At 52.1% G+C, this 14,418-nt stretch carries 14 protein-coding genes, 2 tRNA genes and 1 other RNA gene; 7 read left to right on the forward strand and 10 right to left on the reverse strand.

What is annotated here, in order from left to right:
• Positions 1 to 98 precede the first annotated feature (98 nt).
• The 4 genes from ACT3RP_RS08820 to ACT3RP_RS08835 all read right to left on the reverse strand — a co-directional run bounded on the left by ACT3RP_RS08820 (position 99) and on the right by ACT3RP_RS08835 (position 4,237).
• Positions 99 to 1,556, reverse strand: a complete 1,458-nt coding sequence (locus tag ACT3RP_RS08820) for an NAD-dependent succinate-semialdehyde dehydrogenase (RefSeq protein WP_483393645.1) — start codon at positions 1,554 to 1,556, stop codon at positions 99 to 101.
• Between the two features lie 117 nt (positions 1,557 to 1,673).
• The gene (gene folE, locus ACT3RP_RS08825) at positions 1,674 to 2,225 is read right to left on the reverse strand and encodes a GTP cyclohydrolase I FolE (RefSeq protein ID WP_096280280.1); all 552 of its coding nucleotides are present in this window, start codon (positions 2,223 to 2,225) and stop codon (positions 1,674 to 1,676) included.
• A gap of 282 nt (positions 2,226 to 2,507) precedes the next feature.
• Positions 2,508 to 3,482, reverse strand: a complete 975-nt coding sequence (locus ACT3RP_RS08830; RefSeq protein WP_483393646.1) for a serine/threonine protein kinase — start codon at positions 3,480 to 3,482, stop codon at positions 2,508 to 2,510.
• A 35-nt stretch (positions 3,483 to 3,517) separates the two neighbouring features.
• The gene (locus tag ACT3RP_RS08835; RefSeq protein WP_483393647.1) at positions 3,518 to 4,237 is read right to left on the reverse strand and encodes a ComFC family protein; all 720 of its coding nucleotides are present in this window, start codon (positions 4,235 to 4,237) and stop codon (positions 3,518 to 3,520) included.
• Positions 4,238 to 4,319: 82 nt separating this feature from the next.
• On the opposite strand from ACT3RP_RS08835, the gene ACT3RP_RS08840 reads away from it, so the two are divergent.
• Positions 4,320 to 4,404 (forward strand) — tRNA-Leu (locus ACT3RP_RS08840).
• Positions 4,405 to 4,704: 300 nt separating this feature from the next.
• Here ACT3RP_RS08840 and ACT3RP_RS08845 read toward each other — a convergent pair.
• On the reverse strand, positions 4,705 to 5,466 hold the full coding sequence (locus ACT3RP_RS08845; RefSeq protein WP_096280284.1) for an SDR family oxidoreductase: 762 nt from the start codon (positions 5,464 to 5,466) through the stop codon (positions 4,705 to 4,707).
• A gap of 182 nt (positions 5,467 to 5,648) precedes the next feature.
• On the opposite strand from ACT3RP_RS08845, the gene ACT3RP_RS08850 reads away from it, so the two are divergent.
• From ACT3RP_RS08850 to ACT3RP_RS08865, 4 genes are all read left to right on the forward strand, one after another.
• Complete coding sequence (locus ACT3RP_RS08850) at positions 5,649 to 6,179, forward strand: FxsA family protein (RefSeq protein WP_444672221.1); 531 nt, start codon at positions 5,649 to 5,651, stop codon at positions 6,177 to 6,179.
• A gap of 235 nt (positions 6,180 to 6,414) precedes the next feature.
• Positions 6,415 to 6,708 (forward strand): co-chaperone GroES, encoded by a 294-nt coding sequence (locus ACT3RP_RS08855; protein WP_096280288.1) that lies wholly within the window; start codon positions 6,415 to 6,417, stop codon positions 6,706 to 6,708.
• Positions 6,709 to 6,765: 57 nt separating this feature from the next.
• The gene (gene groL / locus ACT3RP_RS08860; RefSeq protein ID WP_096280290.1) at positions 6,766 to 8,409 is read left to right on the forward strand and encodes a chaperonin GroEL; all 1,644 of its coding nucleotides are present in this window, start codon (positions 6,766 to 6,768) and stop codon (positions 8,407 to 8,409) included.
• A gap of 188 nt (positions 8,410 to 8,597) precedes the next feature.
• Positions 8,598 to 9,332 carry an RNA methyltransferase gene (locus ACT3RP_RS08865; protein WP_441684434.1) on the forward strand — a complete coding sequence of 245 codons (735 nt, stop codon included), beginning with the start codon at positions 8,598 to 8,600 and terminating at the stop codon, positions 9,330 to 9,332.
• Positions 9,333 to 9,395: 63 nt separating this feature from the next.
• Here ACT3RP_RS08865 and ACT3RP_RS08870 read toward each other — a convergent pair whose 3' ends face one another.
• Entirely contained in the window at positions 9,396 to 10,742 is a 1,347-nt protein-coding gene (locus ACT3RP_RS08870; RefSeq protein WP_096280294.1) for a Na+/H+ antiporter family protein, read from the reverse strand.
• Positions 10,743 to 10,947: 205 nt separating this feature from the next.
• On the opposite strand from ACT3RP_RS08870, the gene mntR reads away from it, so the two are divergent.
• Entirely contained in the window at positions 10,948 to 11,424 is a 477-nt protein-coding gene (gene mntR, locus ACT3RP_RS08875; RefSeq protein ID WP_096280296.1) for a manganese-binding transcriptional regulator MntR, read from the forward strand.
• Positions 11,425 to 11,427: 3 nt separating this feature from the next.
• On the opposite strand, the gene ACT3RP_RS08880 is transcribed toward mntR, so the two are convergent.
• The 4 genes from ACT3RP_RS08880 to ACT3RP_RS08895 all read right to left on the reverse strand — a co-directional run bounded on the left by ACT3RP_RS08880 (position 11,428) and on the right by ACT3RP_RS08895 (position 13,576).
• Positions 11,428 to 12,192: a DUF3750 domain-containing protein gene (locus ACT3RP_RS08880; RefSeq protein WP_441684435.1), complete on the reverse strand. Its 765-nt coding sequence runs from the start codon at positions 12,190 to 12,192 to the stop codon at positions 11,428 to 11,430.
• 137 nt (positions 12,193 to 12,329) lie between these two features.
• An RNA gene (gene ffs, locus ACT3RP_RS08885) (signal recognition particle sRNA small type) lies at positions 12,330 to 12,426 on the reverse strand.
• A 50-nt stretch (positions 12,427 to 12,476) separates the two neighbouring features.
• Positions 12,477 to 12,553 (reverse strand) — tRNA-Met (locus ACT3RP_RS08890).
• A gap of 87 nt (positions 12,554 to 12,640) precedes the next feature.
• Positions 12,641 to 13,576 carry a choline ABC transporter substrate-binding protein gene (locus ACT3RP_RS08895; protein ID WP_483393648.1) on the reverse strand — a complete coding sequence of 312 codons (936 nt, stop codon included), beginning with the start codon at positions 13,574 to 13,576 and terminating at the stop codon, positions 12,641 to 12,643.
• A 216-nt stretch (positions 13,577 to 13,792) separates the two neighbouring features.
• On the opposite strand from ACT3RP_RS08895, the gene betI reads away from it, so the two are divergent.
• Entirely contained in the window at positions 13,793 to 14,413 is a 621-nt protein-coding gene (gene betI / locus ACT3RP_RS08900) for a transcriptional regulator BetI (protein WP_176483399.1), read from the forward strand.
• Positions 14,414 to 14,418: the final 5 nt, after the last annotated feature.

The raw sequence follows: 14,418 nt of genomic DNA on the forward strand, positions 1-14,418 counted from the left end.
GCTGGCCCACCCAGCACATAACAAGCCCCCATTGGCACTCTGCCAATGGGGGCTTGCTAATGACAGTGGCTGCCGATTAAAAGACAGGCTTCAAAGCGCTAGCCAAGGTCAATGCATAGATACTTTGTTTCAAGGTATTCTTCCAACCCTTGATGACCGCCCTCGCGACCTAAGCCCGATGCTTTAACCCCGCCAAACGGTGCCGCTGCGTTAGAAATGGCGCCAGTATTAATCCCTACCATGCCATATTCTAGCGCTTCAGCGACGCGCCACACGCGAGCCAGATCACGCGAGTAGAAATACGCGGCCAGGCCATACTGAGTGTCATTGGCCATTGCTATCGCGGTTTGCTCATCGTCAAACGGGAAGACAGCGGCCAGCGGGCCAAACGTCTCTTCGTGAGCGACCTTCATTTTATCGGTGGCAAAGCTAATCAGCGTCGGCGTGAAGAAATTACCGCCCAACGGATGGGGATGCCCACCCAGCAGCAGCTCAGCGCCGTTATCTATCGCATCCTGCACGTGCTCGCTGACTTTCTTAACCGCGTTTTCATCGATTAACGGGCCAAGATTAATATTCGCTTTGGTGCCATCGCCAACGCGCAACTCACTGTTCATTGCCACCGCCAGCTTTTCACAAAACGCGTTGATAACACTGGAGTGGACTAAGAAGCGGTTGGTGCATACACAGGTTTGCCCAGCATTACGAAATTTCGCCGCCATAGCACCATCTACTGCGGCATCTAAATCAGCATCTTCAAAGACAATAAATGGCGCGTTGCCACCCAGCTCTAGCGAGATTTTCTGAATATGCTCAGCCGCCTGCGCCATCAGTTTACTACCCACTTCGGTAGAACCGGTGAAGGTGATTTTGCGCACCTTCGGCGAGTGCGTCATCGCTTGCGCAATATCACTGGCGCTGCCCGGCACTACGTTAAAAACCCCACGCGGAATGCCCGCACGCTCAGCTAATAGCGCTAATGCCGTGGCTGAAAACGGCGTTTGGCTCGCAGGCTTGACGACAATCGTACAGCCAGCGGCCAGCGCAGCGCCCGCTTTACGGGTGATCATCGCCGCCGGGAAGTTCCACGGGGTAATCGCGCCCACAACGCCCACTGGCTGCTTAGTCACGATGATACGCTGATTGGCGTTTGCCGCGGGAATCGTTTCACCGTAAACGCGCCGGGCCTCTTCAGCAAACCAGCGCAAAAAGCTTGCGGCATAGGCAATTTCGCCCGCGGCTTCTTTAAGCGGCTTGCCCTGCTCGTAGGTCATCAGCATGGCTAAGTCTTGCTGATGCTCAAGCATCAGGTCGTGCCACTTTAATAATAAGTCGGCGCGTTCCTGAGCGGTCAATGCACGCCATGCAGGCAGAGCGGCATCGGCGGCATCGATGGCCCGCTCAGTCTCAACTTTACCTAACCGCGGAATATTGCCGATAGCCTCGCCGGTTGCCGGATTCAAGACCGTGATCTGCTCGCCGCTATCGGCTGCAACCCAACTGCCGTCGATATAGGCAAAAGGACAGTACAGCTGCGTTTCTTTAAGCGCTTCCATGACAGACTCCTGACCAAATGATGGCCGTGTAGGCTTGTTAACACTTCATGCTAAGACGAAACACCCCTATAAACCAAGTTTCTAGCGTGCCTTGATTATCGGCTAGCGGCACCAGATTCAATTAATCAGCATTAGGAATTCTTGCCGAGTCGCCTGGTCGCTGCGAAACCTGCCTAGCATGACGGATGAGGTCATACTGGAGTTTTGCTTCTCGACGCCACGCATCATCATGCAAAGATGGCGAGCCTCAATGACCACTGCGACGCCCTTTGCCTGCGTGACTTCTTGAACGGCATCGGCGATTTGTAGGGTGAGATTTTCTTGGATCTGCATACGTCGTGCAAACATATCAACAATGCGCGCAAATTTAGATAGCCCCAGCACCTTGCCGTTAGGTAAATAGGCGATATGGCACTTGCCAATAAAGGGCAGCAGATGGTGTTCACACATTGAATAAAGCTCAATGTCTTTTACCAGCACCATTTCGTCTGTGTGCGACTCAAACACGGCACCGTTAATAATTTCTCCCAGCGACTGATTATAGCCCGCATTCAAAAACTGCATGGCTTTCGCTGCCCGCTTTGGCGTATCCCGCAATCCTTCCCGATCAGGATCTTCTCCCAAAGCAGTGATTATCTGGCGATAGTGGTGAGCAATATCATCGGACATGTTAAGCCTCATCAAAAACGGTGCACAAATGCAAAAAGACTGACACCTACGTCAATTCTTTCTTTACGCGAATTAATATTAGACCCGTCTAAATATAAAATTTACGAGCATATTGGCCAGCAGTTAAGGTACAAAAAATAGCTACAAAGACTGCTGAACCATTATTGTCTGGAATAACCTATTTTAACGTAAGCCTCTCATTTATGGCAGCGTCGTAGCTAACAAGGCGATGCGAAGACACCGCTCAGCTCCACACATTACGCGGCCATTCCCCTCCCCGCGCTATGCCAACCAACGCGGGGTTTCTAACTGCAGGCACTGCTGCTCTAACTGGCGGATATGCTGATCCCAGTAACCGCTATCCGCCAACCACGGAAACGCCCGTGGGAAAGCTGGGTCATTCCAGCGCGATACCAGCCAAGCAGTATGACGAATCAACCGATAGCTTCTTAACGGTTCAATTAACGATATCTGCTCCGTCGGAAACGGTAGCGCTTCCTCATACCCTTCGGTAATCTCATTCAAGTGTGCTCCCCAGCCCTGCGGGTCGTCGGTGGGAAGCATCATCCAGATATCCTGAATCGCGGGCGCCATAAGGCAGTCATCAAAATCGACCAGCGAAAACTGCTCATCGCGGCCGAGCACATTGCCTAAATGACAGTCACCATGACACCGAATCATGCTGCTAGCAGGTACGCAGTGCTTTGAAAGCTGCTGATGTACTTTCGTAATGACGTTTTCATACGCTCGACGCTGATGACCACTCAATCGCTCACTTGTCAGCACACGCTGCTGAGCATCAAGGACACCGCTTGCCATCTCTAATCGCGGGCGGTGTTGAAAAGCTTGTTTAGCGGAGATTTCGTGTAAGCGCCCCAGCACCTCGCCCATTGCAAATAAGTGAGCAGGGTTATCAAGCTCCGGGGCCTGACCAGGACAGTGAGGAAATAACGCAAAGTTAAATACTTTAAACTTATGTAGCGACTGGCCCTGAGTGTTTCGCCAAGGCGCCACGACCGGCACATCGTTGTCAGCTAGCTCTTGTAAAAAATCATGCTCTTCCTGAATCACCGCCTCTGACCAGCGGTCAGGCCGATAAAACTTAATAATCCAGTTTTTGCCATCCTCATCGCGAAACATTAGCACGCGGTTTTCGTAGCTATTTAGCGCGAAAGGCTCACCCGCTGGCCAAATATCAAGCGACTCGGCTGCAGACATCACTAAATCGGGCGAAAGAGAGCTAAACGGGTGTGACATAGGTCACTCCTGGGGTCGGCAAAAAACCTATTCTATCAACCCTTGCCCAGGGGCGTCCGCGCTACTGCCCAAATATCGATGCGCTTAGCACCTGCCTCCAGCGCGGCACACGCCATTGCATGCCCAGTAGCACCGGTAGTCACCACATCATCAATGATCACCAAATGCTCCGGTGGCGGCATCTGAAATGCAAAAGCATCGGCTAAATTGGATGCCCGCTCGCGGCGATTCAACGTGCGCTGGGAACGGCTTCTCTTAACTCGCTGAGCAGTGTGCAATGGAACAGCCAATCTGTGGCTGAGCTGTTTTGCCAGCCAATATGATTGGTTAAATCCACGCTCACGGGCATTTGCAGGGTGCATCGGTACTGACACGAACGCTTGCCCAGTTAGCTGGGGCTGCGTCATTAACATCAGTTCGCAAAGCAATACCCCAGCCCTCGGTGAGGCGTTGAATTTAAAATCATGTATTAGCTCTTTAATGACACCCTGATACAGCAACCCCGCCTGAGTCGCCAAAAAGGCCGGAGGCTCCGTTAAGCAATGCCCGCATAATCGCTGGCCGTGCTTCACCGGCTCACCGCATTGGCTGCAGGCATATAAATTCCATGGGAGCTCATCGGCACACGCATCACACCACCCTAGCCCCTGCGCCGTAGGGGCTAGGCAAAAAGCGCAATAGCCCGGCATGTTTCGCTTTATCCAATAACTCCCTCTTTGCAGGCCTTGCTTCAAAAACGATTTCTTAGAAAACATAGACCGCTCTTCACCCATTTAAACAAATATCAAACTAGGCGTTGACTTGTATCACAAAAATGATAACATACGCCTCGTCTTCGCGGATGTGGTGGAATTGGTAGACACGCTAGATTTAGGTTCTAGTGCCGTAAGGTGTGGGAGTTCGAGTCTCCCCATCCGCACCAATTACTTGTTAGCTTTCAAGAAGTTAGCTTTAAAATTTTCTCTGAATTAGTCAGCATATCAGGCACCCATGAGGTGCTTTTTTTGTGCCTGCTCGTTACACAGCTGCACTTACTTAAGCAGAACCAAGTGCACGGCTTAAGCTGAACCGAGAGCAAGGCAAAATCAGCCGCGACTACTTTTAATGCAAAACCGTTGCGCTGTTTAATTGCTAATTGATGTTGCGGGCGTATCAATGATGCTTGCAGAGCGGCCATACAGGCCGCCCAGGCAGAGCTGGTGTAAAAACTATACTCAGAAAGCTATAGCCTCAATCCGCCATCACACTCAATGATGCGCCCGCTGAAATAATCATTTTCAACAATGAAAGCGACACTTTGGGCAATATTATCGGGATCCCCCAAACGTTTTAACGGCACGCTAGAGGTAATGCGCTCCAACATATCTGGGCGCATACCAGCAGTCATTTCCGTGGCCACAAATCCAGGTGCAACGGTACCTGTACGAATGCTATAGCGCGCCAGCTCCTTACTCCAGGTTACCGTTAACGCATGCACTCCCGCCTTGGCCGCCGCATAGTTACTCTGCCCCATATTGCCCGCACGCGAAATGCTTGAGATATTGACGATTACCCCCTCATGCCCTGCCTCAATCATCTGAGTAGCCGCTTCACGCCCGCACAGAAAAACGCCGGTTAAATTAACATTAATGACGTTTTGCCAGCTTTCCAGCGACATACGCTTCTCAACGTGGCCATCTTTCGCCTTGACCAGCAGTGCGTCCTGGGTAATGCCTGCGTTATTCACGCAGCCGCTTACCGGCGCCATGCGTTTTGCAATATCGGCAAATGCCTGAATAACGGAAGCCTCTTCCGCAACGTTTACCACAAAGGCCTGCGCATCAACCCCTTCAGCAGAAAGCTGTGATACCGCCTGAGCCAATGCTTCACTACTCATATCCAGCAGCGCCACGCGCGCGCCCTGCTTGCCCAAACGCAGGGCCGTGGCATAGCCCAATCCTCGTGCGCCACCGGTTATAGCAATGACTTTATCGGTAATAACCATCACTGACTCCTTTAAGAAGATTTACGCCGCCTCATTGTGCGCCGCACAACAAGGGATTTACTAGCCCGAATCGCACGGCACTAACGCTAAAACGCACATCTTTAGCTGCTTGTTATTTGTATTTCTGGCACCATATTAGCCAGCTACGACGGTTATTGAGTCGTTTATTTCTGGAGTTAACCATGCCTATTTTGATTTTTATATCGCTGTTCACTTTACTAGATTTTATTGTGCTTTTTTCAATTGGCAGCCAAATAGGTTTGATTACTACCCTATTGTTAGTGCTTGGCACAGGCTTTGCCGGGCTACATCTTATTCGTAAAGAAGGCGTCTCAACCTTCGCCCGTGCACGCCAACGCATGCAGGCAGGTGAAATCCCTTCTAGCGAGCTTCTGACTGGCGCCGCACTTATTTTTGGCGGCGCCTTACTGATGGCACCGGGCTTCTTGTCGGACGCACTTGGCCTTGCATGCCTGATTCCCAGTGCACGCCATTTAATGCTTAAAGCATTAACGTGGCTAGGCATTAAGACCATTGCAGGACAGCAGCAAGGCCCGCATACATCGTCTGCCCACTCACGCTCAACGCGCGCCGACAACGATGACGGATGGTTTGATGGGCCAGCTAAAGACTCCGCAACTTCCTCATCGGATCAAAAAGGCCCCATTGAAGGTGATTTCATTAGCCGTGATGAGTCGTCACGCCATCGATAACGCACCGTTTGGAAGAAAATCTGCACAAAAGCAATTTTTTATTGCTCTCCCCCCTTGAAAGGCCACCTGCAGCCCCCACTTTTTAGCCAGCACATAATTTCGGTGACTGCTTAATGTAGCAGCCGCCATTAACAATGAAGACCGCAAGGTCTTCACGTCTCGCGGGGACTCCCACGAGAACATTTTTTAGCTAGCTGCCCTCAATAAGGGCTTCAACCTACTTAGGAGAACGTGAATGAACATCCGTCCTTTACATGATCGTGTCATCGTCCGTCGCGTTGAAGAAGAACAGAAAACGGCTGGTGGCATCGTGCTTCCTGGTAATGCACAAGAAAAACCTACCCGTGGTGAAGTATTAGCCGTCGGCAATGGTCGCATTCTTGAAAATGGCGAAGTACGTCCGCTAGACGTTAAAGTCGGCGACAACGTGATCTTTAAAGATGGCTACGGCGTTGAGAAACAAAAAGTCGACGGCGAAGAAGTTCTGATTATGAGTGAAACCGATATCCTTGCCGTTGTTGAAGGTTAATCCTCATTTCAGCTATTTACTTTCACGTTTTTGAATTCAATTTAGGAAGTAACCACTATGTCAGCTAAACAAGTTAAATTTTCTGATGACGCACGCAAACGTATGGCGCGCGGCGTTGATGTTCTTGCCAACGCAGTAAAAGTAACGCTAGGCCCGAAAGGCCGTAACGTGGTGCTGGAAAAATCCTTCGGCTCCCCCACCGTTACTAAAGACGGTGTCTCTGTCGCTAAAGAAATCGAACTGAAAGACAAGTTCGAGAACATGGGCGCCCAGATGGTTAAAGAAGTTGCTTCACAGACTTCTGATGCGGCTGGCGACGGCACCACCACCGCTACCGTTCTCGCCCAAGCAATCATTGCTGAAGGCCTGAAAGGCGTGACTGCCGGCATGAACCCGATGGACCTTAAGCGCGGCATCGATCAAGCCGTTGCGGCCGCTGTTAAAGAAATCAAAGCAATGTCCGTACCTTGCACCGACACCAAGTCGATTGCTCAGGTCGGCACGATTTCTGCCAACGGCGACAAGCGTATTGGTGAAATCATCGCTGAAGCGATGGAAAAAGTAGGTAAAGAAGGCGTCATCACCGTTGATGAAGGCCGTGGCTTTGAAGATGAGCTAGAAGTTGTTGAAGGTATGCAGTTTGATCGCGGCTACCTGTCTCCCTACTTCGTTACCAACCAGGACACCATGACGGTTGAACTGGAAGATCCTTACATCCTATTAGTGGATAAAAAGATCTCCAACATCCGTGAGCTGCTGCCGGTTCTTGAAGCCGTTGCTAAGCAAGGCAAGCCGCTAGCTATTATCGCTGAAGATATCGAAGGCGAAGCGCTTGCAACGTTGGTGGTTAACAACATGCGCGGTATCGTTAAAGTCGCTGCTGCTAAAGCACCTGGCTTCGGCGACCGTCGTAAATCCATGCTGCAGGACATTGCTATCCTGACCAACGGCACGGTCATTTCTGAAGAAGTTGGCCTGACGCTTGAGCAAGCTACCCTGGATCACCTGGGTACGGCTAAGCGCATGACGATGTCTAAAGAAAACACCACGATCATCGACGGCGCTGGTGCAGAAAACGACATTGAAGCTCGCGTTAACCAGATCCGCGCGCAAATCGAAGATACGTCTTCTGATTACGACAAAGAGAAGCTGCAAGAGCGTGTTGCTAAACTAGCAGGCGGTGTTGCTGTTATCCGCGTTGGTGCTGCGACCGAAGTGGAAATGAAAGAGAAGAAAGCACGCGTTGAAGACGCTCTGCACTCTACTCGTGCAGCCGTTGAAGAAGGCGTGGTACCTGGTGGCGGTACAGCACTCGTTCGCGTTATGGCTAAAGTACAAGGCCTGACTGGCGAAAACGAAGACCAAAACCACGGTATCAACATGGCGCTGCGCGCTATGCAGTCACCGCTTCGTCAAATCGTGACTAACGCTGGTGAAGAAGCTGCCATCGTAATTAATCGCGTTAAAGATGAAGTAGGCAACTTCGGCTACAACGCACAGACCGGCGAATACGGCGATCTGTTCGAAATGGGCGTTCTGGACCCCGCTAAAGTAACCCGTACTGCGCTGCAGTCCGCTGGTTCTGTTGCAGGTCTGATGATCACCACTGAGTGCATGATCGCAGAAGACCCCGAAGAGAAAGAAGGCGCTCCTGATATGGGCGGCATGGGTGGAATGGGTGGTATGGGCGGCATGATGTAACGCAACCCTGAGCCCTTTGCTCAAGATGACTAGCTGTTAATGTCATCACCAACAACCCCGCCTTGTGCGGGGTTGTTGCGTTATAAAGACCTGCACGGCATTAACGCTACATCATAACTTATCGTCCATTCAGCTAAGCCAACGTGCTATTATCAGGCCGATTTTTTAAGGCTATAGGGCGATAACGCATGTTGCAGCATATCCGTATCGTGCTCGTACAGACCTTTCACCCAGGCAATATTGGGGCTGCGGCGCGGGCAATGAAAACCATGGGTTTGACTGAGCTGGTGCTGGTTAACCCACGCTCATACCCTGATGAAGAAGCCACTCGCCTTTCCGCAGGCGCTAACGATGTGCTTGATAATGCCCGCATTGTCAGCTCGCTAGACGCCGCTGTTATCGACTGTGTTCAAGTGGTGGGGGCTAGCGCGCGCCTGCGCAGCCTACCATTGCCCCACTATGATGAACCCGACGATATGGCCTTAGACGTCATTCAGAATGCGCAAACTGCACCGGTAGCATTAGTATTTGGACGAGAGCGCTCAGGACTTACAAACGATGAGATTCGCTGCTGCACCCACCAGGTCAGCATCCCAGCCAATGCCGATTACGGCATTCTGAATTTATCTCAAGCGGTGCAAATTTTAGCGTACGAAGTGCACCGTGCATGGCGTAAAAGCGCAGATAACGATTTCGCATATCAACGGCCGCTGGAAGCGATACCCCCTAGCCGTGAACAGTTTCTACACTTCCAAGCGCATCTCGGGGAGTTAATGCAAAAAAGTGGCTTTTTAACCCAACCCCACGCCCGCACTGAAGAGCAGCTCCAAGCACTCTTTGCTCGCGCGCAGCCTAGCCGCAAAGAGCTTTCTCTGCTGCGAGGCCTACTAAGCGCTTTTGAGTCTTATTTGCCTAAGCAGTGAGGCATGATTACTCATAAAAAAGGGACAACGCCTGTTGTCCCTTTGCATATCAAAGCCACATGCTTACAGCATCATTGCCGCCAGCCAGCCAAAGCCCACTAGTGGAATATTGTAATGCAGAAACGTCGGCACAACGCTGTCCCAAATGTGATCATGCTGACGATCCACATTAAGACCGGAGGTCGGCCCCAGGGTTGAATCAGACGCAGGTGAGCCCGCATCTCCCAGCGCCGCTGCCGTACCTACCAGCACTACCGTGGCCATGGGCGAAAAGCCAAACTGCACCGCTAAGGGCACAAAAATAGCTGCAATAATCGGAATGGTTGAGAACGAAGAGCCAATCCCCAGCGTTATAAACAGCCCGACCAGCAGCATTACTAGCGCAGCTAAGCCTCGGTTATCACCCAGTACCGCAAAGGCGCCCGATACCAGCGTGTCGATTTCACCCGTGGTTTTCATCACTTCGGCAAAGCCCGCCGCTGAAATCATGATAAAACCAATCAGCGCCATCATTCGCATGCCGCTGGTAAAGAGATCATCAGCTTCTCGCCACTTGAATATTCCCCCAAGCGAGAGCAAACCAATTCCTACCAAGCCACCTAAAATCATTGAGCCGCTATATAGCTGCAGCCCCAGCGCAGCGACGATGGCAACACCCGACATTATAAGCCCCAGCATGTGAGGCTCGGCGGGCGTATGCCCTTCCATCACGTTAGCGTTAGCAATGTCTTGAGCCTGATAGTCACGCGGGCGCCGATAGCTCCAAAATAGCGCGACGATTAGCCCTAACGCCATACCGCCTACCGGGATCGCCATGGCCATAGGCACCATGCCACGGGTAATCTCTAAGCCTAACGGCCCGCCGGCGCTATTTAAGTTAGCGAGCAATATATCGTTGAGGAAGATCGCCCCAAAACCGACTGGCAGCAGCATGTACGGCGCAGTTAATCCAAACGTGAGTGCACAGGCCACCGCGCGCCGATCTAGCCTCAAGCGATTCATCACGATTAAGAGCGGCGGAATAAGCACGGGTATAAAAGCGATATGCACAGGAATAGCGTTTTGTGACGAGATGGCAACCAGCAAAACCGCCGTTAGCAGCAGCACTTTAACGCGCGCTTGATGTGCTGGCGTGGTTTGTTTGCCCAGTAACGTAATCAGACGATTCGCCAGCATGTCCGGCAAACCAGAGCGGGAAATCGCCACTGCAAACGCGCCTAGAGTGGCATAGGCCAATGCAACTTGGGCACCGCCACCCACGCCTGCATTAAACGCATCCATGGTTTGCTCAAGGCTCAACCCACCCACCAAGCCGCCCACTAAAGCACCCAGCACCAGCGCGAAAACCACCGAGACACGCGCCAGCGATAGCGCAACCATCACCAGCACCGCCAGAATTACTGCATTCATGAAGATCCCTAAAGCTATTGAAAGGCTATTTACAGCGAAGGTGGCGGATTTTAGCAGAATAAAACAACAAACCTAAGCGGGGGGACTCAGCAAAAGTACTGATTCTTAGCGGATCTCTTTTGTGTATTATCAACTGGAAAGCTTTGTGCGTAAAAATACGCGACTATCCAATGATTGTTACACCAGCCTCCGATATAATCTGCCGATGACTGAATCTAATCCGAACGCCTCATTGCCCGCCGCCAGCATTCCTGGCGATGCGCTGCCCCCCGTGGAGCAGCACGCCCTGCAATACGCAACGGTGCGCAACGCTCACGAAACCGAATTGATTGAAGACTATGTTGAGCTGATAGGTGATTTGCTGATGCACCGTGGCGAAGCCCGTGCAGCGGATATAGCCAATCGCATGGCGGTTAGCCAGGCGACTGTATCGAAAATGATTCGGCGTTTAAATGAGCTGGAGCTAGTGACTAGCAAGCCCTACCGATCGCTGTTCCTCACCGAGGCTGGCCAAAAAATGGCCGAGACGTCGCGTGCTCGCCACGACATCGTGCTGCACTTCCTCCGTGCACTGGGTGTTAAAGATGCCACCGCCCGCATTGATGCTGAAGGCATGGAGCATCACGTAAGCGATGAAACACTCACGATCATGCAACGCTTTACCGACCACCAGCAAAATTAAAAGCTAATCACCACTGCCTGATACTCGGGCGGGCATTCCCAGCCTCCCGATACCCGGCAGCTTTAACGCAGGCCGCATAACATCAAAACCAACGCTGAGCCCTAAAAAATTAATTTCAAGACCCTCTTCCAGCGCGAACATAATGCCGATCATGCCGCCTAGTGAAAACTGGTAGCCAGTGCCGCTGGGTGCAGGCGCAAACACGCCGTTAAAAATATAATCCTTACCGATAGCCGTCACAGGCAGCGTCACTTCAAACCCTGGTACTTCACGTATTACCCAGGCAATAAAGCTATTACTATTAGGCCCGGGCCACACGCGGTAAAGGTCGGCTTGAGGATAATCCGTGGCGGCGGCCTCTATTTTCGGAATCATCTGGCCAGCCGTTTCCCCGCGATAATCGGCCAACAGCGTAGGCGCATTTCCAAACCAAGTCCGGTCAGGCGTATCAATAGAGGACACCACCGTGGGCTGGCGCCAGCTCAATACCTGATGTAGCCGATAACTGTCAGCATTTTCCGCTTTGGTTGCGATCCAAATATGCTCGCCAAACGCCCCTCGCCAGTTGTATGCCCGGGCCGAATAGACCTGCACAACAGCCTCAGAATACGCTGCAGGGTCAGGCGCAATACCCGTCGAGGTGCGATCTAACGATGACCAATGAACATCCGTGACCACCTGATTCGTCACCAATAACCATACAGGTCCCACTAACAGCAGCGCCAAAAGCGCCACGAGGCTGAGCAGCCATCGCAGTAGCGTTTTCATCGTAATACCCGTAAGGCTAATATTAAATGTAAGTACCGCACTAGCTTACAAGACGCAAGCGTATTGCTTGACGAGTCTGTGCGTCAGCAGTATTTAAAGGAGGGAAATAAAATAATGCAGGCTAGAAATGGTGGTAGCCCCAGAAGCCACATCCCGGCACACGCAGCCACCACTACCGTTGCTCCCTTCCGGGCCTGGCGGGGTTCGCAGTTTAGCGTTGCGGGAGGACCTAAGGGGCCACCATAACGACACACTCTGTATGAAATAGTGTGCTAATGCTGATGTGGTGGCTACGCCCTGATTTGAACAGGGGACCCCATCATTATGAGTGATGTGCTCTAACCAGCTGAGCTACGTAGCCTTTTCCTCATCAACGGGTGCAGATTATGCCTATCTTAAATGCGAAAGGCAAGCCGGATTCCGACTCACCTCTCCCACCTAAATTAGCTTATTGAATGGCAGCGCGCACGGCCTCTGCGCCAGGCTCGCCATTACGCGTTGTCACGCCGTTTAACCACTCATCCAGGATACTGTCATTGGCTTGTAAGTAGTCACGCGCGGCGTCACGGGGCGCGACACCATCATCCATAATCGCGCTCATCAGTTGGTTCTCCATTTCCAGCGTAAAGGTCATATTGCGTAATAACGCCCCCACATTTGAGCACTCATCCACAAACCCCGCGCGTGTATTTGTATGCACCGTCGCGCCCCCTAGCTCCGGGCCAAAATAATCATCGGCGCCTGAGAGATAGGCCATCTCAAAGTTAGAGTTCATGGGGTGTGGCTCCCAACCTAAAAACACCATCCACTGCTCATTCGGGACGCGCGCACGCAACTCCGCCAACATCCCTGCCTCGCTGGAGTTAACCACCTGCCAGTCGCCTAACTCATAGGCGTTATCATCAATCATTTGCTCGATTAGCTCGTTGCCATCGTTACCTGCTTCAATGCCGTGCACGCTGCGGTCAAACTGATCGGCATGCGCCGCCAGGTCATTGACCGATGTCACTCCCGCATCATAAACGTATTGCGGCACGGCCAGGGTGTACTTTGCCCCTTCCAGGTTAGCGACCAAACGCTCGACCTCACCTCGCTCAATATAAGGGTCGCTAATAGATGCCATTGAAGGCATCCAGTTGCCCAGAAATACATCAAAATCATTGTTGCGCATCCCCGCGTAGGCAATGGGCACAGAGACCGTATCTGTGCTTGGTGCATAGCCGAGCCCTTCAAGCACTTCACTGGCCAGCGCGGTGGTCGCGGTAATGTCTGTCCAGCCGACTTCAGCAAAGCGTACGCTGCTGCATTCGTCGGCATAAGCCACCGCTGGTAATCCGGCGGCCAGCAATAAAGCACCGGCGTAACACGTCGAAATCTTACTCATGTTCGTTGTCCCCTTGAAACGTCTGATGCGAGCGCACTGAGAGCTCAGCTCACATTCAGAAAAAAGTACGTCGCCTGTATAGACCGATCTTTTATTGATTGAACGTTCAATAAAAAAATGCCATCATGGTTAGGTAATCATGCTTAACAGTGGGTTTCAAGTTTCACTCACGCTAAGTATTCAACGTATACAGGTGAGCGTTCGCAGGAGATCAACGTGCCAAAGGTTGGAATGGAACCGATACGCCGTCAGCAGTTAATCCACGCAACGATGGCTGCCATTGATGAAGTTGGTCTAGCCGAAGCCACCGTGATGCGCATTTCTCGTCATGCGGGCGTATCTGCGGGCATCATCAGCCATTACTTTGGCGGCAAAGATGGCCTGCTGGAAGCAACCATGCGGCAAATCCTCACCGATCTTACCGAGGCCGTTGCCGCGCGCCGCCATGCGTTAACAGACGACTCTCCGCGCGCCCACATTAGCGCTATTATTGAGGGCAACTTTGACCGCACCCAAGTCACCGGCCCCGCTGCCAAGACATGGTTAGCCTTTTGGGCGAGCAGCATGCACAAGCCCATGCTGCAGCGCTTGCAAAACGTCAATGACCGGCGCCTTTACACCCATTTATGCCATCAGTTTAGACGCGTAATGCCACGCCATGATGCCCGCAGCGCCGCCCGCGGTTTGGCGGCGATGATTGACGGCCTATGGCTGCGCGGAGCGTTAACGCCCGCAGGGCTTGATGCAGATGAAGCCCGGCTTATCGCGCAGGCCTACCTTGATCAACTGCTTGATCATCATGGCTGTGCAACGTCTGCATCCGATACATATCGCTAGTTTTT

It is taken from the genome of Halomonas sp. AOP5-B2-8 (assembly GCF_052376475.1).
Taxonomy (GTDB): Bacteria; Pseudomonadota; Gammaproteobacteria; order Pseudomonadales; family Halomonadaceae; genus Vreelandella; species Vreelandella casei.